The sequence below is a fragment of the Microcoleus sp. MON1_C1 genome (assembly GCF_036701945.1).
In the GTDB taxonomy this organism is placed as follows: Bacteria; Cyanobacteriota; Cyanobacteriia; order Cyanobacteriales; family Microcoleaceae; genus Microcoleus.
The window spans coordinates 1-19538 of sequence record NZ_JAUBRO010000056.1 but is presented as its reverse complement, the minus strand read 5'-3'; the positions used below and the strand labels follow the sequence as shown (position 1 = coordinate 19538).

Sequence of the window (19538 nt, the reverse complement as noted above, 5' to 3'; positions counted from 1 at the left end):
TTATTTAAGCTAGCAGATTCATCCTTAGGGAAGATGAAGAGAGAGGAATTAAAAAAGTAAATTAAATAATAGTTACAGTCAGATAAAAGGAAAAAAATATCATGAGCGATGACAAAAAAACGGTACATGAACCTGATGCTAACCTCGACCCGCTTTCCGGGGAAACAGGGGCTCATCCAGTGGGAACTGGTATAGGTGCGGCGAGTGCGGGTGCTGCGGGTGCTGCGATCGGCGGTGCCATCGGCGGGCCTGTAGGAGCAGTTGTAGGCGCTGTTGTGGGTTCGTTTAGTGGCGGTTTGGTGGGCAAAGGTGTGGCCGAGGCGATCGACCCCACGGTAGAAGATGCTTACTGGCAAAGCAACTACAGTTCCCGTCCTTACGTGGACACTAGCGCGACTTACGAAGACTATCAGCCTGCATACCGCACCGGTTATGAGGGATACAGCCGCTATGGCGCTACTGGTAAGCAATTCCACGAGATCGAACCGGATTTGCAGCGCGACTACGAAACAAATCGCGGTAAGTCTAATGTGACTTGGGACAAAGCGAAGCACGCCACGCGCGACGCTTGGGATCGGGTGGAACGCGCTGTTCCTGGCGACATTGACAAAGACGGCCGCTAAGGCGATAGCAAGTATTTCTCTGTCTTGGACGCACACAAACTCAAGCCTTCCGGTTATTTTTAGCCGGGTACCGGAATGGAGGGAAGTGTTTGATAAAAAAAACCCGGCTGCTGCGTCTTGGACTGTTGTTGATAGGTGGCACAGTTTTTAAAGCGAGTTTAGCAAAGTTTTTGGGGATTTTTAGCCCCTCTCTACATCGGAGAGGGTATTTTTATGCTCCCTTGAAATCGCCTTTTTCAGCACGATTTTTATTTCACAGGACTGTTCGCTGTGAGAACTCGCTAGAGACGTATAGGCTTTGCTGTGCGGGACGATCGCACTCCTAATAAACGCTTTGTTACCAAATCGGGATGCTTCGGTTGGAAATGGGCATTTTTTTTTGACTATTAGCCTTAAAATTAAACTTATTCAGGACTGAGGCATCGATCGCATATTTTTGTCATTGTTCGCGATGCGCTGTCTGCAATCGCAGCCGGATCGTAAAGCGTCGGTGGCTTCAAGTCCGATAATTGTTAATCTAAATCCTCTCATTCAAAATCGGTATAAATTGTGGATGAAATGTTGGAAAGAGCTTGGACACTCAAGCAAAATTTAATTGACTTTGTGCTGGATGCTGAGGGAGAGTTGGCGGTAGCTTTGGAAGCTTATGCTGCTGCTCGATCGACCGGCGAGCGCTACGACATTGCTCAGCAAAATCAAGTGATTGACAGTTTTACAGTCGAAGGTAAAGTCGGAGACAAAACGCCGATCGACCTATTTGTCGAAAGTCAGCCGGATTTAACCGAGAGCGATCGCAGTTTGCTAGAAAGTTGGCGGCACAGAAGCTTCACGGGCTTATTTGAAATCACTCAACTTTCCCCCGACAAGTTTGAACTGATGAACTGGCTGACGGCTAAGCACTACGTTGTCAAGCCCAACAGTCCTACTTTTCTTGCAGAAATGTCTCGCTTTAAGTTAGGAGAAATCTTGCTGGCTCGCATCGCTCCCCTCACTGATGACTGGTGGATACTTTCGAGCTCTCCCATTCTGAGGGGGAAATTGGGTAAGCCGAAGTTGGCGGTGGCGATCGGCAATTTCAAGCAAAATAACAAAAAGAACCTGTACAGCGATGCGCCGGAATTGTTAGAGCAAGCTTGGCAGTCAGTAGAAAAGTACCATGAAGATTTTACCGAATTTTTTGGCAGTGATGAATTGACGCTCTCGGGATATCACCTGAATAAACAGTTGACTGAATTTCAGGAATTCATCACTAAAAAACGCCTAGCTGATATCGGCATTGATGAAAGTAAATCTCTGGCGGATATCGTTGAAGATGCTGGAGTCGATGCAGAAGAAATTAAAGCAGCAGCTATAGCAGCAGCCGGTGCAGATCCTTCTTCAGTTGAGGTAGCGATCGATAGCAATCCTCACTCAAAAATGGTAATGCCGAAAGTCGAATTGCCCGATCGCTTCAAGAAAGCCGAACAGGTGACAGCACTTTCTCATCCTCGCTGGGGACAAACTTTTTTGTCTACCTACGCTCAATTTACTGCACTGCTAGCAGCCGAAGACTTTTCAACCGTTCCCGGTTACGAAAAGCTGGTGCGTAACTATCTAGAAGATCCTGCAATTAATGTCTGGATTTGGCAGCGGTTAGCTAAAGTTAATCCAGCGAAATTAGAACAAATTTTGCAAACTGTATTGCAGCGGACTAATTTTCAGCTCGATCGCGATTTAGATGCCCTGCTGCAAGAGTTTAAAAAACCCTTAGAACCCGAACTCCCGGAAATTGCCAGCGTTCCCGTGCACCTGCACAACTTATTTCAGGAAGCTTTAGGCGAAGTTAATAAGTCAAAGTCCAAACCGCAGGAGAAAAAGAAAAGCTCTAAAGGCTTTAAATCCTAACTAGCTAAGTTCGTGGCATACTGCTATGCCCTAATGCGCCGGCTTCGCCAACGGATACTCGATGAGATGGCCGCAGCCCAGGGACAGCAGAAACAGAGTGGCAATTTCAAGTATGAGTGCGATCGACCCTAGCCATTTTGGGCGCGTTAGTCTGCATCCCTCAGATAATAAACCATTAAACAAGCTCACAGCTAGCTGTGAGCTTATTGCCTGGTAATATAACTCAAATAGCTTTGCAGTCAGGACTTTAGTTTTTCTTCACCGCGATTAAAAGAACTGAAGTCCTCACTACAAACACCTTTTGTTAATCTTCAACTCGTCGGACAGCCATGCGTTGCAGCGGCAGGCTGAGTATGCTAGAAGCAGTCAACAAGTAAGAAAGAACAGTAGTCAGCTTCAAACTGAGCAATAACCAGCTATCTTCTGGTAGGTGAAGTTTCAGCCCGAAAAAAGAGATGCAGTACACTATCCAGTAAGTAAAGCTCATCTTGATTAGGATTTCTTCGCTCAAAGTGCGATCGTCCGTTGGCGGTGAGTTGCGATTATCACCCAGCAGGACTAGACCCGCAATAGATGCCACAAAAGAAACCATAACGAGATAGTCATGCCAGTTAAGCTCAACCATTTCTAAACTCCGCTTGTATCCGAATTTTTGGAATCAGACATCAGTCTAAAGGATAAGTTTTCCCGCTCCAAGCAATAGTTACAAATTGAAACAGCCGGAGTTACAAATCGCAATGAAAATTCCCCGCAACCGCCAGCAACAGGCTCGTTTAGTCAGTCGCCAAGGACAATTCCCCTTAAATATTGTCAAGTTGGGAGTACCGCGCCTGCATTTTGCCGACCTCTACCACAGGCTGCTAACTCTTTCTTGGCCGCGATTTTTCATACTCATTTGTCTCTCCTATACAGTCACGAATTCTTTATTTGCCTTAGCTTACTTGGCGGGAGGAGATTGCATTGCTAACGCGCGGCCGGGTTCTTTCCCAGATGCCTTTTATTTCAGCGTGCAAACAATGGCGACGATCGGCTACGGCTCTATGTATCCGCGCACGGATTACGCTAATACTATAGTCGCGATTCAAGCACTTTTTGGTTTGTGGGGAGTGGCGATGATTACGGGACTAGCTTTTGCTAGATTTTCCCGACCAACAGCTAGAGTTATCTTCAGCCGCGTAGCTGTGATCGCTCCTTTCAACGGTGTTCCGACTCTGATGTACCGCACGGCAAATCAGCGTTTCAACCAAATTTTAGAAGCGCAGCAGCGAGCTACTTTGATCCGCAACGAGGTAACAGCGGAAGGAGAATTTATGCGGCGTTTTTACGATTTGCAATTAGTGCGGAGTCACTCTCCGATTTTTGCCTTAACTTGGACGGTTATGCACGCAATTGAGGAGAGCAGTCCTTTGTACCAACTTACTGCCCAAGACTTGATGGAACAGCAAGCGGAAATTGTAATTACGTTAACAGGAATTGACGAAACTGTTTCGCAAACTATTCACGCGCGACATTCTTTTGTGGCGGCTGAAATTATGTGGAATATGCGATTTGTAGATATTCTTTTGAAATCGGCGACGGGAGGGCGGGTGGTTGATTATACTCGGTTTCACGATGTGAAACCTGTGGAATGAATGTTTTAATTGAGCCAGTGCTAGAATACCTGTATGGCAAAACAAGTTAATATTTATGAACTCAATAACTGCGAACATGACACTGAAAGAATTGCAACCGCAGCTCTTGGCTTTAACTCCCGAAGAGAAGGCTCAAGCTATAGAATTACTAGCCCAAAGTTTAAGAAAATTTTGGTCGGGAATTCAAAAGACTCCCGGCGTGTGCGGCGGCGATGCTTGCATCAGAGAAACGCGAATTCCTGTTTGGGTGCTGGTGAATGCTCGCCGTTTAGGTATTTCTGAAGCTGAACTCCTAGAAGACTATCCGACTCTGCGTGCCGCTGATTTGGCGAATGCTTGGGCTTATGCTGAGGCATATCCTGATGAGATTGAAACAGCAATTCAAGAAAATGAGGAAGATTGAAAAGTGGCGCGTTTCTATGCAGATGAACAATTTCCGAGGCGGGTTGTGGAATTGCTGAGGACTTTAGGTCACGATGTCCTTACCGTACAGGAAGCAGGAAATGCTAATCAAAAAATTCCTGATGAAGAAGTGTTAGCTTTTGCAGTGAGTATTGACCGCGCTATTTTAACGCTCAATCGCCGTCATTTTATCAGGCTGCATACATTACAACCAGACCATGCTGGTATCATTGTTTGTAAAGATGATTCAAAGAGGGAGAGGCTGGCTTTACGCATTAATGAAGCTATTGCTAATCGAGAAACAGTGAGAAGTTTACTGATTCGAGTTAACCGTCCTTTGGAGTGAGTAGAAGTGATAAAATACCTCTGGTATGGAATTCAAAAGACTCCCGGTGTCATGGGCGGTGAAGCCTGTGTCCGAAAAACGCGGATTCCTGTTTGGCTGTTAATAAGTTATCGCCGTCAAGATGCCACCGATGCTCATATTTTAGAAGGTCATCCCGATCTCTGTGCAGGAGATTTGGTGAATGCTTTTAGTTATGCTGAGGCATATCCTGATGAGATTGAAACAGCAATTCAAGAAAATGAGCAAGATTGAAAAGTTACAGGTTTCTATTAAAATAAACAAAATACTCCTCGTACTATGCGAATAATTCATACTGCTGACTGGCATTTAGGGCGACGTTTTCGAGGGATCGATCGCACTTTTGAAATTGCGATCGCCCTCGAACAGATTTTGAAGCAAGCAAAAGCCTTGGATGTCGATGCTGTGCTCGTTGCCGGTGACATTTTCGACGTGCCCAACCCTCCCGCTTACGCCGAACGCATTGCTTATAACTTTTTCTGCGAACTCCAAGCGGCAGGAATTCCCGCAATTGCGATCGCCGGTAATCACGATTCGGCATCCCGCATCGACAGCATCGCGCAATTGCTTTCCCTCGCCGGTGTTCGCGCTTTAGGCAAACCCAGGCGTTCCGCAGACGGCGGCACAATTACTCTTAATACAAAAAGCGGTAAACTTTGCGTGGGAGCGATGCCTTTTGCTTCCGAACAAAGACTGTTAGATGCTAATTCTCTCTGGCAGTCGGGCGATGCCGAGCGCCGAAAAGATTACCGCGAAATCGTAGCATATTTACTCGAAGATTTAACCAGGGATTTTAGAGACAATACTGTCAATTTTCTCATGGGACACATGAGCATTGACGGCGCTCGATTGGCAAAATCCGAAGTCGCTTATTACACGCGAGAAAAATACCTGCTCTCATCGCAAACTCTGCCGCCGGAAGCTCAGTATGTCGCCCTCGGACACATCCACATTCACCAGCGGATTTCTGAGACTTCTCCCGCTTATTATTCCGGTTCTTTGATTCAGTTAGATTTTGGAGAAGCGGAACAGGAAAAAGGATTTTGCTTGATAGAAGTTGAGCCGGGAAGTCAGGCAAAGGTGGAATTTAAGCCGGTGGCTTGCCACAAGCCCTTAAAAGTGCTTAAATGTCATAACGACAATCTCGATGAAACTTTAGAAGCTCATCAGTATCATCCGGGTTTCTTGAAAGTAATTGTCGAACTGGACAGTCCGCAAATCGGACTTGCCGATCGAGTGCGCCAAATTTGTTCTCAAGCGCTGTTAATTGAACCGCGCTATCCAGATGCAGCGCTAGAAGCAACAGAAATAACTAATATCGATCCCAATAATTTCGATCCGGCAGCAGAGTTTTGCAACTATTATCAAAACCGCTTGGGAACGACACCGAAACCGACAGTATTGGAGGAATTTCAAAATTTGTACAAGAAGTTTAAGGAAACAGTTAACAATTAAATGGGTAAAAAGATACAATAACTGGTTCCCAGGCTCCGTCTGGAAATATCCAGAGGCTCTGCCTCGCGCTTAAATAGGAAAATTGGAGGCAGAGCCTCCGGATATGCGTTACCAGGCAAATAGGAAAATTGGAGGCAGAGCCTCCCGATCTGCATTACCAGGCGGAGCCTGGTAAAGAGTAATACAATCTAAAACCCCAAATCCTAAAACTAAAATCAGTATGCGTCCACTCGAACTTATTCTCGAAGGATTTACCAGCTTCCGCCAGGAACAGCGTTTAGATTTTTCTCAACTCGATTTGTTTGCAATTACTGGTGCTACAGGTGCGGGCAAATCTTCACTGTTAGATGCCATGACTTACGCTCTTTTTGGCACGACAACTCGCAGCGGCAAACAAGTAAGTGATTTGGCAAGTCAAGGCAGCGAAAATTTAAAAGTGCAGTTGCGTTTTGCTGTGGGTTCGGCACAGTATCGGGTGACGCGAAGGTGGCGTTTCCGTCCCAAATCTCCCGAAAATAAGGTGATTTTGGACAACTGGCAAAATGGTCAATGGGAAACTTTGGGGACGAGTATCGTTGCTGTTCAAAATACGATTGAACAGATTTTAGGAATGGATTTTGATACTTTTACGCGAGCAATTGTTCTGCCTCAAGGCAAGTTTGATGAGTTTATTAAAGGGGATACATCAAAACGCCGGGAAATTTTGCGGCAGCTAGCGGGATTTGAGATTTTTGAGCAGATGCGGAAGGAAACAAATGAACTCGCAAAGTTGCTGAAACAGGAACGGGAAATGGTGGAAAGGCAGCTAGCCGATTTGAGTGCGCCGACGGCTGATGAGGTGGCTCAAAGACGATCGCAACTTTTGATTTTAGAGCAGCAGTTGCCCCAGTTCGAGCGCGCTGTGATGAAAGCTCAGAAGGATCTCGATGAAGAGGAACAGCTATTTTCGCAACTTGCTCGCTGGCAAGAGCTACAACAAGAACTGACCCAATTAAATGCTAATTCTGCTGAGGTTGCAATTTTAGCACAGCGTTTAGACAGAGCGCAAGCTGCCAATCATTTACAGGGAGATTGGGCTTTAGTGCGATCGGCTCGCAGTCAGTATGAAACTGCCGCAAGTGCCTCGGTGGCAGCGCGAAAGCAGTTAATTAAAGCTCGCTCTGAGCTAGCAGTAGAGCAGCAGCAACTTGACGCGGCAAAAGCGAAAGAAGAGGTGCTAGCGCCACAAATTAAGGCTCGGGAAGATGCTCTAGCTGCTGCTAAAGTATATGAAGAACAGCGCGCTCAATTAGAAAAAGAAGTTGCGCTTGCCCAAAAAATTCAACAGGAAAAACTCCGCTTTTTTATGGCAGCAGATAAAGACTTGCAAGCTGCTAACACTAAAATTCAAAGTGCGGGTTTTCGAGTTACTCAAGCAGCGGCACAGCTCGCACAGTATGCGCCGGGAGGAAAGCGTTTAGAGCAATTGCAGCAAATTTCACCCTTATTGATGGAAATTCAGCTAATTACCAAGCAGCAAAAGACTCAGCAAGAACAGTTGGATAAATCTCTGGCCCAGAAGGAAAGCGCTCAACAAAATTATGTGGAGGTTACCGCTAATTTAGAAGCAGTTGAACTCAGGCTAAAAGAGTGCGCCCGCGAGTTAGAAGCGGCGGAAACCGCTAATGCGGAAGCGGCACGTTTAGAGAGTGTTGCTGCTATCAGAATGTCGCTGAATTCTGGCGATACTTGCCCGGTGTGCGGGGGGGTGCATCCTGAGAGCGAGAGCCTCCCTCCTTTGCCGAATTCTAATATTGTCGATGTCGCTGGTTTGCGGCAGAAATTGGCGACAGCAAATAAGGTTTTTCAAGATGCTCAAAGGTTGGCGGCTGAGGGAAAAAGTGCAGTTTCAGCCTGCCTGCAAAAAGAGTCGGAAATTGCTCAAATGTTGGAATTAACCGCGCATAAAGTTGCCGAATTGCAGCAGGAAATCACTCAAGTTTTGGATACTCCTCATTGGGAAAGCTTGGGGTTGCAGCAGGAGTTGGCAATCCTTAAGGAGAGCGATCGCCAATACCGCGAAACCGAACAGCAGTTCCAACTGGCATCATTGGAATATGATAATTTTCAGGAAAGATTCAATTTTGCGGTAGCGACTCAAGCAGCTAAACAGCAGGAATATCAAGATGCGATCGCCGAATCAGACCGCCGCCAGCAGCAGTTGCAAAGTTGTGTAAATGCGCTTTATCAAATTACCGAATATCAACCTTATGCTAATTTAGCAAAAGTCTTAGAACAAGACAAGCAAGACTTGGCAAATCTGCTGAAAGTTGCCGAAAAATCCTATCAAACTGCTCAAAATAAGGTTATTCAAGCAGCAGAGAGAGAGCAACAAGCGGGAGAAGCTTTTGGACAAGCCCAAGCCCAGAAACAGCAGTTAAACCTGGATTGGGCCACAAAATTAACAGCGGTTGATTTCACAGAAGAGACATTTTTAGCAGCGGTTGCGACAGTTAAGGAACAATCAGAATGGGAAAATGCTATTCGCTCTCACCGCGAATCAAAAATTCAGTTAGAGACCCGGGCGAAAGATTTGAGCGAGGCGATCGCAGGCAGAACTACTGATGAGAATACATTAGCACAAGTGCGAGCGGCAAAACATACCGCCCAAGAAAACCTCAAACAAGCCAACAACAACCGCGCCGAACTGTTAGCTTGGATTCAAGTAGCAGCTCAAAATCTCGAACAAGCCGAAAGACTGTCACAGCAAATCACAAATTTCACCGAACAAGAGCAAACTTATCACACCTTAGCGCAGAACCTCAAATCCAACGAATTTCAATCATACATTTTAGAACATTTAGAAGCAGAATTAGTCGGCAGCGCCACCTTAATTTTGCAAGAATTAAGCGAAAATCGCTACAAACTAATAAACCAAGACGGCGAATACTGGGTAGCAGATAATTGGAACGGCGGCGAAGCTAGACGAGTGCGTACTCTTTCCGGTGGCGAAACCTTTGCCACTTCCTTATCAATGGCTTTAGCTTTGTCAGAAAAGCTGTCTCAAGGAGCTCACTTGGGCAGCTTATTTCTAGATGAAGGATTTGGTACTTTAGATACCGAAACTCTCGAAAGCGTTACTCAAATTTTAGAATCTTTGCGGCAGCGAGAAAGGCTGATTGGAGTGATTACCCACGTTCGAGAATTGGGCGAAAGATTGCCCGCACAAGTTAAAGTTTCTAAATCCCCCCAAGGTTCTAAAATAGAAGTACATAGATCCTGAAGTGAGAGGCGCGTGCGTGAAATAGTAAACTTGCTGAAGCACGTAGATTATCACTAAACCTGCCCCTACAATTACCTATAATATATGATGAAAAATCACCCGAATCGAATGCAATCGGTACAGTCGCCAATAATTCCAGTAGTTGGCGAACTGATCCGCCAAAATCCGGGAACAATATCCTTAGGACAAGGCGTAGTTTACTACAATCCGCCACAAGAATCATTTGACCGAATTCCCGAATTCTTCGCAAATACCGACAATCACAAATACAAAGCCGTGGAAGGAATTCCACAATTACAAGATGCTATCGCAGCCAAACTAAAAACAGATAACGACATAGAAATTAACAGCAAAAACTGCATTGTCGTTACCGCAGGTAGCAATATGGGATTTACCAACGCCATTCTCGCTATCACCTCGGCGGGGGACGAAGTTATTATCCAAGCACCTTATTACTTCAACCACGAAATGGCGGCAATTATGGCAAGTTGCCGACCTGTGATAGTAGAAACTGACGCCAATTATCAACTTAATATCGATGGTATAAAAAAAGCAATTACCGACAAAACGCGAGCCATAGTTACCATTTCACCAAATAATCCCACTGGTGTTGTTTATCCTTCCGAAGCACTGCGGGAAGTTAACGAGATTTGTCGCCAGCACAACATCTATCACATCAGCGATGAAGCTTATGAATATTTTACTTATAACGGCGTCAAACACTGTTCGCCCGCCGCTTTTCCCCACAGCAGCGAACATACAATTTCTCTATTTAGCCTCTCCAAAGCCTACGGTTTTGCGAGTTGGCGGATCGGGTATATGGTAATCCCAGAACACTTGCTCGTTTCAGTGAGAAAAATTCAAGATACAATCTTAATTTGTCCGCCGGTAATTTCTCAATATGCAGCGCTGGGAGCCTTGCAAGTTGGTAGAGGTTACTGCGATAATTATGTAAGGGCGATCGCCTCTGTGCGACAACTCGTATTAGACGAACTCAATACCATCCAAAATTTGTGTACAATTTCCCCAGCCTGCGGAGCCTTCTACTTTTTCTTGAAAGTTGATACTGAAATCGATACAATGGAATTAGTAGAAAAATTAATTCGCGAATATCACGTAGCAGTGCTTCCCGGTACAACCTTCGGCATGGATAGCGGCTGCTATTTGCGCGTTGCTTACGGTGCTTTGGAAAAAGCAACCGCCACCGCAGGTATTAGGAGATTAGTTAAAGGTTTGAAGACAATTTTAAACAAGTAAAATAGGAAAATTCAAAATGGTTGCCACTAACTTAAAAGCAAATACAAATATCCAAGATACCTCCGCTGCAAAACTGGCAGACTTGCGCGATTTAATGGCAGATTATGAATTAGATTGCTATTACATCCCAGCGGTTGACGAACACTTAAATTTATCAGTTCCAGCAGCCAAGCAGCGGCGAGCTTGGATGTGCGGTTTTACGGGTTCCGCCGGCGATTTGTTGGTTGGTAAAGATGCCGCTTGGTTGTTTGTGGATTCCCGCTATTACGAACAAGCCGAATTGCAAGTCGATACTGGAATTATTCAAATATCGAAACTCGGCTTAGAAGGAAATTTAACCTTAATTGAAACTTTAGAAAAACTGGCGGTAGAATCGGCAGAAAAGTCAACTAAAATTCGCATGGGTTTTGACCCGTTTACTGTAGCGACAGAGCAATATCAAAATTGGGTGAAAAAATTCGCGAATGCGGAGATTGAGTTCATACCAATCCCGGATAATTTGACAGACAAAGTGCGATCGCAAACTCCTTGGCAAACAGCAGAGACTTTACCCGCGATTGATGCAGAGCCCATATTTAGCTTACCTGTATCCCTGACCGGAGAAACCGCCGCCGAAAAATTAGCCAGAGTCAGGGAAGCGATGCAAAAAGCCAACATCGATGTGCTTCCGATTACCAACCTCAATCAAATAGCGTGGCTGTTCAACCTCCGAGGCTCGGATATTCCCCACATTCCCATTTTCATATCCTATGCCATTGTCACCACAGATTCAGCATTTTTGTTTACAAATACCGAACGAATTTCACTAGAAATCAAGCAAGAATTGCGGGCGGATGTAACTTTGCTTCCCTACGCAGACTATCCGCATACATTAGAAACTTGCGTAAATTTGCCACATAAAGTTCGGGTACTTTTAGACCCGAAACACAGCACAGCAGGCACGTACCAGTTAATATTAAATCATCAACAAGCGCAGTTATACAACATCGAAATAGTTTTTGAGACACATCCGGTAGAAGGGATGAAAGCTCGCAAAAATCCGGTTGAAATCGAGCAGATGAAATCAGCCAATTTCAAAGCAAGTCGAGCGAAAACTTTGACTTTAAAATGGTTGACAGAACAACTAGAAAATGGTAATGTCTTGACCGAGTTTGATGTCAAAGAAAGCATCGAAAGTTTTTACCAGGAAGAAACTGATTTTCAGACTTTAACTTTTAGAACGATCGCGGGTGCGGGAGCCAATAGCTCGATCGTACATTACGGAACCCCCAGCCCAGAAGTCACCTTAAAACCCGGAGAATTGCTGCTGCTGGATTCAGGCGCGCAATATTTAGCAGGTACAACCGACGATACGAGAACAATAAGTATCGGAGAACCGACGGCGCTACAAATAGAACACTACACCACAGTTTTAATCGCGCACATCAACTGTGCAATGCAGCAATTCCCCAAAGGAACAACGGGAGCGCAATTAGATGCGATCGCCCGTGCGGTATTATGGCAAGAACAGCTAGACTACGGACATGGCACCGGGCACGGAGTCGGCGCGTTTTTAGCCGGTCACGAAGGGCCAAACGGCATCAGCAAATCTGTGCAGTATCCCCTAGAAGCCGGAATGGTAACTAGCATCGAACCGGGATATTACGAACCGGGATGGGGCGGAATTCGCATCGAAAATCTCTATGTTGTCAGGGAAATGCCATCAAAAAACGGTTCGGTTTGGTACGGATTTGAATCGCTGACGTATATTCCGTTTGAGCGCAAATTGATAAATGTCGATCGGCTGTCAAAGACTCAACTAGCATGGTTGAATAATTATCACGCTTCGGTAGTCGAGAAACTGGAACCCGTACTTGATGCAGCAACAATTGAATGGTTGAAAACAGCCTGCGCTGCGTTAGGTTAAGCCTTGTAATTTGTCGCACATTTAACTTGTGCACCTATTTTTATTAAAACTCTTGTGGGGTGGGCAGGCGAGCCCGCCCCAAAGGTACAAAATAGCCTATATCAGATAGGGACACGGCACGGCCGTGTCCCTACTTTATTTAATCCGATTATTTAATCCGATTGAAAACTGCTATAAAGCTGGTGACAGGATTTGAACCTGCGACAGGCTGATTACAAATCAGCTACTCTACCAACTGAGTTACACCAGCAGTGAAAATTAATATAGCAAACTTATACTCATTAGCGCAACCCCCCCAGCCATTTTTTTTTTCAAATTCCGTCAAAACCCCTCCCCGTAAGGGCAAAACCGGAATTGTCTGCCCACTTCCCACTGCCCACTGCCAATTAACTAATCGCACCGCCAAATCTTAATCGTCTGATCCGCACTGCCGCTGGCGAGCAAATTGCCCGAAGGTGCGATCGCCACCGAGTACACAGTACCCGAATGTCCCTTAAGAGCGCTCAACAACTCCCCCGTCTGCAAATTCCAAATATTAATCGTATTCTCATCGCACCCACTCACCAAAGTCAAACCGTCCCGACTGATAGCAACCGACTCGCCCCGACTCACATAATTCTGCAAAATATGCACCGCCTCATTCGTTCCTAAATTCGTTTCACCCTTTCCCCTTCCAGAATTAGTATTTAAAATCCGCAACAAACTGCCCGTGTGCAAATTCCGCAGCTTAATCGTATAATCATTGCTCACGCTAGCAAGAATCTGACCGTCCGGCGCGATCGCCACCGAATTCACCCCAACATTCAACCCCGAAAGAGTCCGCAGCAAATTGCCGCTTTCCACATCCCAAACCTTGCTCGTTGCATCCGAACTGCCACTCGCCAATATTTTACCGTCTGGGCTAAAAACCACCGCATTCACATTGTCAGAATGACCCCTCAAAGTCCGCAGCAACTCACCACTCCGCAAATTCCACAGCTTAATCGTATTATCAGCCCCCCCGCAGCTAGCAATTACCTGGCGCTTCGGGTTAATCGCCACCGAATTCACCTCCATAGAATGTCCCGGAAAAGTACACAGTAAATCACCGGTGTGCAAATTCCAAAACTTAATCGTTTCGTCCGAACTGCCGCTGACCAACATTTTTCCGTCATAGCTAATAGCAACGGAATTTACGCGATCGGAATGTCCCGTCAGAGTGCCAATTAATTCCGCTGTTTCTAAATTCCAAATCTTAATAGTTTTATCCCAACTACCGCTAGCCAGAATTTTACCGTCAGGGCTAATCGCCAGAGAATTCACAAACGATAAATGTCCTGGCAGCGTATATACACACCGCCATTTCTGATGTTTTAATTTGTGAGCTAATTCCTTCACCCGCTTAGATGCCGCCTCAGCTTCCTCTCTGCGTTTGAGTTCAGCTTCCTCCAAACGCTGGCGTTCCGCCTTAGCTTTCGCCTCTCGAAGCGCCAGCCGCCGCATCTCTCCCTTATAGACTATTCGCTGCTGCTCCTGAATTTCTTTAAGAGTTTCAATATACGGTTGTGCCCAATCTTTAGAAAACCATTCCTGAGCAAATTCCGCCTCTAATTTAAATAACTGAGGTTCGTGAGTAAAATCGATATTTAAATAATACAAATCAGCTAAAAAAGCCGCCAATAACTTGTGAATAGTCACAATTATTTGCCGAATAATCCGCAGGCTCAGTTTTTCATCTTTCCCCTGCGCTTCCAACTGGTGATAAACCTCTTCCCAATTCCAAGGCTGCATCGCCACTAGAGAAACGCTCTGATTTATGATTCCCCAAAAACCGACATGAAAATTAACTTCATAATCGCTGATATCGCTGTACAGTATAGCTGTAGGTACGGGAGACAAAACACTCTGCAACCGCTCCACATCAATATCAGAAATCGATTTTTTGAAATAGTCTCCGTAAAATTGAACCGGACACACCTCTCCGTGCTGGGGGTAGTGCTGATTCAAAAAAGCTCTTAACTTAGCCGGCAGCTCGATATTTAGATTGTGGCGAAACGAATCCGGGCAATCTTCGCTAATTTTTGCGGGAGCAACTAACAGCAGCAATCGGTGCTGCTGCTGCTGCAAAATCTGTTCAGTTTCCTGCCTGCTCAAATTAGAAAACCAGTTGTCCCTGTCCCAAATAGTTTGAATTTCGCTCAGCTTAACTCGAATTGCTTCTGATTGAAACTCTCGCATTAAGTCGCGGCAAAGCCGGCTAATTGCCCGCTTATCTCTCAATTCTTGTGCCTTAATTCGATTAACACGTTCTTCCTTTGCCCATTCTTCTGCGCCGGCGAGCGCGATTAATTGTTGTTCTCTGGCCTGCTGCCGCTGCAAATATCTCATTTGTGCTTTAATCCAGCGGGGGTCTTTTTTGATTTGCTGGTTCAAAGCTGAAGAACCCGAGGGTTCAATTTCTGCATAGCGTTCGTTGACAGCGCTTGCTCCCAATCTTTCTCCCAATTCAGAGGCTACAGGCTTCAACAGTTCAATTAGGGTGTCTGAGACAGGGCGGGGTAAGGACATACCAGTTAAAACTTTTTCTTACTTAAGGGCGATCGCGCGAGTCAGACATATCCCCCTGGGGCGGGGACTCTTGGCAGGGCTATTACATTTGAGCGAGCGGCCGATGGTAATCGTAGGGCGTATCGTGCAGCCGCGCAAGTTGAGCACCTTAACTCAATAATAGTATTTATACACTTTACATTTTACCCCAAATCTGAATCGAAAGCACCGAGGGAAAAGACATCAGAATATGCGATCGACCCTGAGTTCCCCCAATTCATTTTTTTTGTTGCCATTTGACTCGCTCTTGTCTATAATCGTACTTCACAACCATAATTACGGTATTCCGACCCAATAACCGTACTTTTTCTAGAGGAACAAATATAATGAGTCCGTGGCAACGCCTAAATCAACACCTTCACTGGCCACAACAGCCATCAGCCAGCACAAATCAATCATTTACTGCCCTCAAAAGATTTGTGTCGCTATTTTTAGTCGGAATAACTTTAAGTCTGGCCGTTGCATCCTGCGGCCAGGGAAGCACCAACAACCCCGCAGCCACTCCAGGCGGTGCTAGCCCAGCAGCCAACAAAGGCAACGTAGAATTAACCCTAGTATCCTTCGCCGTCACGAAAGCCGCCCACGAAGCGATAATTCCCAAATTCGTAGAACAGTGGCAAAAAGAAAAGGGTCAAACCGTCACTTTTAACCAAAGCTACGGCGGTTCCGGTTCCCAAACTCGGGCCGTAATTGACGGTTTAGAAGCAGACATCGTACACCTAGCCCTCGCCCTCGACACTGCAAAAATCGAAAAAGCCGGACTAATTCAACCTGGGTGGGAAAAAGAAGTTCCCAACGAAGGCATAGTCAGTAAATCCGTAGGAGCAATAGTTACCCGCGAAGGCAATCCCAAAAACATCAAAACCTGGGAAGATTTAAGCCAAGACGGAGTAAAAGTGATTACTGCCGATCCCAAAACATCAGGCGTTGCCCGTTGGAATTTCCTCGCACTTTGGGGATCGGTTGTTAAAACCGGAGGAGACGAAACCAAAGCATTAGACTTTACTAGCAAAGTCTACAAAAACGTCCCGATTCTGACTAAAGATGCCCGCGAAGCCACTGATGTATTTTTCAAACAAGGGCAAGGCGACGCCTTAATTAACTACGAAAACGAGATTCTTCTGGCAGGTGAGAAAGGCGAAAAACCGACTTATACTATTCCCGAAGTCAATGTTTCGATCGACAATCCGATTGCCATCGTCGATAAAAACGTGGATAAACACGGTACTCGCGAAGTCGCCGAAGCATTTGTCAAGTTTCTCTACACCCCAGAAGCTCAGCGAGAATTTGCCAAAGTAGGCTTCCGCCCAGTAGATGCGACAGTAGCCGCGGAACCAGAATTTGTCAAAAAATATGCCCCCATCAAAACCCTATTTACAGCTCAAGACTTAGGAGGTTGGGGAGATATTCAGCAGAAATTCTTCGATGACGGAGCTGTTTTTGACAAAATCCAAGGTTCAATTAAACAGTAAAAAAACACAAGGCTCAGCTCCCCGACTTCCTCGAAGTTGTCGGGGATCTAAAAGATTCACTATTCTTGGCAACTCAAAACTATTCACTTATGGCTGTATCATCTCCAACCAGCAACCCTGAATCTCCGATCGAAAATATCAAAAAGGCGATCGGCAAAATCACATTACCTTGGGGAATCACCCTAGGCTACCTCAGCTTAATGCTATTGCTCCCAGTTGCAGCAATGCTCCTGAAAGCCAGCACAGCAAACCCCGCCGAATTTTGGGCAATTGCCACCAGTCCGATCGCCCTTTCCGCCTACGATGTCACCTTCGTTACGGCATTAATTGCGGCATTAATTAACGGAGTATTTGGCACATTAATTGCCTGGGTATTAGTCCGCTACGACTTTCCCTTAAAACGGGTTGTCGATGCAGCAGTTGATTTACCTTTTGCACTGCCAACCTCCGTCGCGGGTTTAACTCTCGCCACAGTTTACAGCGATAACGGCTGGATCGGCGGGCTATTTGCACCCTTGGGAATCAAGATCTCATTTACTCGCTTGGGCGTAGGAATAGCGATGATCTTTATTTCCTTGCCCTTTATCGTGCGGACTGTACAGCCAGTTTTAAACGAGATGGAAAAAGACATCGAAGAAGCAGCTTGGTGCTTGGGTGCTTCTCAATTTCAAACTTTCTGGCGAGTAGTTTTACCGCCGTTATTTCCGTCTATTTTAACCGGAGTTGCCCTCGGGTTTTCGCGAGCGGTTGGCGAGTACGGCTCTACTGTAATTGTAGCCTCTAACATACCCTTCAAAGATTTAATCGCGCCAGTATTAATTTTTCAAAGATTGGAACAGTACGACTATGCAGGAGCAACAGTTATCGGCACTATCCTGTTAGGTATTTCCCTGGCAATGCTGTTCGCAATTAATCTATTACAAGCATGGAGAAGACGCTATGACGGCTAATATCAATTCACCCGCTGATTACAAATTTCCGCCTGCGGGTTCTAGTCGGAGTCAGGAGAAAGCCTGGGTAAAACCCACTTTAATCGGAATTGCGAGCGGCTATCTTGCTCTCGTCTTATTTATCCCCATGGTCAACGTTTTTTACCAAGCTTTCCGAAAAGGATTTGAGCCATTTTTTTCTAACTTAACCTCGCCCGATTTTCTGCACGCAGCGCAACTTACCCTGGTGATTTCTCTGATTGTCGTGCCTGTAAATACAGTCTTCGGTTTATGTGCAGCCTGGGTAATTGGTCGCAATAAATTTCGGGGGCGCACGCTATTAATCAGCATTTTAGACGTGCCGTTTGCCATATCTCCCGTAGTTGCAGGTTTAATGATTGTACTGCTTTACGGTCGGGTAGGATGGTTCGGGCCCTGGCTGGAGGCCGCCAATATCAAGGTTATTTTTGCCTTCCCTGGAATGGTGCTGGCTACTGCTTTTGTTACCTTGCCTTTTGTAGCCCGCGAAGTAATTCCTGTTTTGGAAGAAGTGGGTACAGATCAAGAAGAGGCGGCGAAAACTTTGGGAGCAAATGACTGGCAAATTTTCTGGAATGTCACGCTTCCCAGTATTCGCTGGGGATTGCTTTACGGAGTAATTTTGACCAATGCTAGAGCAATGGGAGAATTTGGAGCCGTCTCTGTGGTGTCGGGAAATATTGCTAAAAAAACCCAAACTTTGCCTTTGTTTGTAGAGGATGCTTACAAGCAGTACGCGACGCAAGCCGCATTTTCAGCGGCGGTAATTCTAGGTTTTTTAGGAGTTGTTACCCTCGTGCTTAAGGAGATTTTGGAACGAAAAACTAGCATTAAGGAGGTTGAAGAATAATCATCAGTCATTAGGCTGTAGGGTACGAAGTTGTTAGTCATTAGTAGGGTGCGGATCTATCGACAATCTGCTTGGAAGCTGGAAAATATCGCAGCTTTGCACCCTACAAGATATTGGTGCAAAATGTAAACTGAAACAAACATTAGGAGGCCCAAATGTTAGCTCACAACACTAGCGAATCTGAATTTGAGGCGATCGGCAATTTTCACAAAACCCAAGAATCAGATATTCCAAAATCTGATAGTGCTGACAGCAGACCAACTCAAACCCGCATTCGCATTCGAGTTCCTAAAGAGTACCATCAGGAACCTGTGATCTCTAACCTGATTTCTGAATACGGCTTGACGGTGAATTTTAATGCCGCTTTGTTGGGTGTCAAAACTTTAGATGACGGTTGGTTTGACTTGGAACTTAACGGTACCAGTAAACAGATTGAAACGGCTCTAATTTATCTCAATGATTTAGATGTGGAAATCTGGAGCAATTCCAATAATCCCGATGAAGAAAGTTGGTAATTAGTGAGTCTTGCACGCACCAACCTGGAAGAGTTAATATTCTAGACTGACAGGCAGAATTTTCTTTATTCTAGCCGGTTGATTGAGTCTAATAGCCTCCAGGAATGTTAGTCATGAGTCCGCATATCTATTCCGGTAAAATTACCGTTATCACGCTTCTAGTGAGGAATGCAAGTCCTCATAAAACTCAGAGGACTTGTATTCCTTACTACCAAGCAATTTGATTGCGGTTGTTAGATCGCACATACATATCATTTAGCAGCCAACAACTACCAAATAATATCAGCTTATACCAATTTTACATGAAGTTGCATAGAATAAAGATACTGTTTAGAGGTGATAAGTTATGGCACGTCAACTGAT

Annotated in this window: 16 protein-coding genes and 1 tRNA gene; 14 read left to right on the top strand and 3 right to left on the bottom strand. The window is 45.4% G+C overall.

Annotated elements, in window-relative coordinates; translation table 11 throughout:
* Window positions 1–101 precede the first annotated feature (101 nt).
* The gene (locus QUA62_RS24470) at window positions 102–623 is read left to right on the top strand and encodes a hypothetical protein (RefSeq protein ID WP_333407337.1); all 522 of its coding nucleotides are present in this window, start codon (window positions 102–104) and stop codon (window positions 621–623) included.
* 558 nt (window positions 624–1181) lie between these two features.
* Complete coding sequence (locus QUA62_RS24465) at window positions 1182–2507, top strand: hypothetical protein (RefSeq protein ID WP_445301715.1); 1326 nt, start codon at window positions 1182–1184, stop codon at window positions 2505–2507.
* A gap of 304 nt (window positions 2508–2811) precedes the next feature.
* On the opposite strand, the gene QUA62_RS24460 is transcribed toward QUA62_RS24465, so the two are convergent.
* Entirely contained in the window at window positions 2812–3132 is a 321-nt protein-coding gene (locus QUA62_RS24460; RefSeq protein WP_006634523.1) for a hypothetical protein, read from the bottom strand.
* Between the two features lie 112 nt (window positions 3133–3244).
* Between QUA62_RS24460 and QUA62_RS24455 the strand changes: the two genes are divergently transcribed.
* The 8 genes from QUA62_RS24455 to QUA62_RS24420 all read left to right on the top strand — a co-directional run bounded on the left by QUA62_RS24455 (window position 3245) and on the right by QUA62_RS24420 (window position 12784).
* Complete coding sequence (locus QUA62_RS24455; protein WP_333407335.1) at window positions 3245–4138, top strand: ion channel; 894 nt, start codon at window positions 3245–3247, stop codon at window positions 4136–4138.
* A gap of 76 nt (window positions 4139–4214) precedes the next feature.
* Window positions 4215–4541 carry a DUF433 domain-containing protein gene (locus tag QUA62_RS24450; protein ID WP_333407366.1) on the top strand — a complete coding sequence of 109 codons (327 nt, stop codon included), beginning with the start codon at window positions 4215–4217 and terminating at the stop codon, window positions 4539–4541.
* Between the two features lie 3 nt (window positions 4542–4544).
* Window positions 4545–4886 carry a DUF5615 family PIN-like protein gene (locus QUA62_RS24445; protein ID WP_333407334.1) on the top strand — a complete coding sequence of 114 codons (342 nt, stop codon included), beginning with the start codon at window positions 4545–4547 and terminating at the stop codon, window positions 4884–4886.
* Between the two features lie 6 nt (window positions 4887–4892).
* On the top strand, window positions 4893–5138 hold the full coding sequence (locus QUA62_RS24440; protein WP_445301714.1) for a DUF433 domain-containing protein: 246 nt from the start codon (window positions 4893–4895) through the stop codon (window positions 5136–5138).
* 45 nt (window positions 5139–5183) lie between these two features.
* A complete protein-coding gene (locus QUA62_RS24435; RefSeq protein ID WP_333407333.1) occupies window positions 5184–6359 on the top strand; it encodes an exonuclease SbcCD subunit D in 1176 nt (391 codons plus the stop codon).
* Window positions 6360–6579: 220 nt separating this feature from the next.
* A complete protein-coding gene (locus QUA62_RS24430; RefSeq protein ID WP_333407332.1) occupies window positions 6580–9621 on the top strand; it encodes an SMC family ATPase in 3042 nt (1013 codons plus the stop codon).
* A gap of 84 nt (window positions 9622–9705) precedes the next feature.
* Window positions 9706–10878 carry a pyridoxal phosphate-dependent aminotransferase gene (locus QUA62_RS24425; protein WP_445301713.1) on the top strand — a complete coding sequence of 391 codons (1173 nt, stop codon included), beginning with the start codon at window positions 9706–9708 and terminating at the stop codon, window positions 10876–10878.
* Window positions 10879–10894: 16 nt separating this feature from the next.
* Window positions 10895–12784 (top strand): aminopeptidase P family protein, encoded by a 1890-nt coding sequence (locus tag QUA62_RS24420; RefSeq protein ID WP_333407331.1) that lies wholly within the window; start codon window positions 10895–10897, stop codon window positions 12782–12784.
* 177 nt (window positions 12785–12961) lie between these two features.
* Here QUA62_RS24420 and QUA62_RS24415 read toward each other — a convergent pair.
* Together QUA62_RS24415 and QUA62_RS24410 are read right to left on the bottom strand one after the other, a co-directional pair.
* Window positions 12962–13034, bottom strand: a tRNA-Thr gene (locus QUA62_RS24415).
* A gap of 140 nt (window positions 13035–13174) precedes the next feature.
* On the bottom strand, window positions 13175–15331 hold the full coding sequence (locus QUA62_RS24410) for a WD40 domain-containing protein (protein ID WP_333407330.1): 2157 nt from the start codon (window positions 15329–15331) through the stop codon (window positions 13175–13177).
* Between the two features lie 365 nt (window positions 15332–15696).
* On the opposite strand from QUA62_RS24410, the gene QUA62_RS24405 reads away from it, so the two are divergent.
* From QUA62_RS24405 to QUA62_RS24390, 4 genes are all read left to right on the top strand, one after another.
* The gene (locus QUA62_RS24405) at window positions 15697–16842 is read left to right on the top strand and encodes a sulfate ABC transporter substrate-binding protein (RefSeq protein WP_333407329.1); all 1146 of its coding nucleotides are present in this window, start codon (window positions 15697–15699) and stop codon (window positions 16840–16842) included.
* 89 nt (window positions 16843–16931) lie between these two features.
* Window positions 16932–17792, top strand: coding sequence for a sulfate ABC transporter permease subunit CysT (gene cysT / locus QUA62_RS24400; protein WP_333407328.1), 861 nt, complete (start codon window positions 16932–16934; stop codon window positions 17790–17792).
* The gene (gene cysW / locus QUA62_RS24395; RefSeq protein ID WP_333407327.1) at window positions 17782–18660 is read left to right on the top strand and encodes a sulfate ABC transporter permease subunit CysW; all 879 of its coding nucleotides are present in this window, start codon (window positions 17782–17784) and stop codon (window positions 18658–18660) included. Before cysT ends, cysW begins: the two co-directional genes overlap by 11 nt.
* A gap of 155 nt (window positions 18661–18815) precedes the next feature.
* Entirely contained in the window at window positions 18816–19175 is a 360-nt protein-coding gene (locus QUA62_RS24390) for an NIL domain-containing protein (protein ID WP_333407326.1), read from the top strand.
* Window positions 19176–19538 lie beyond the last annotated feature (363 nt).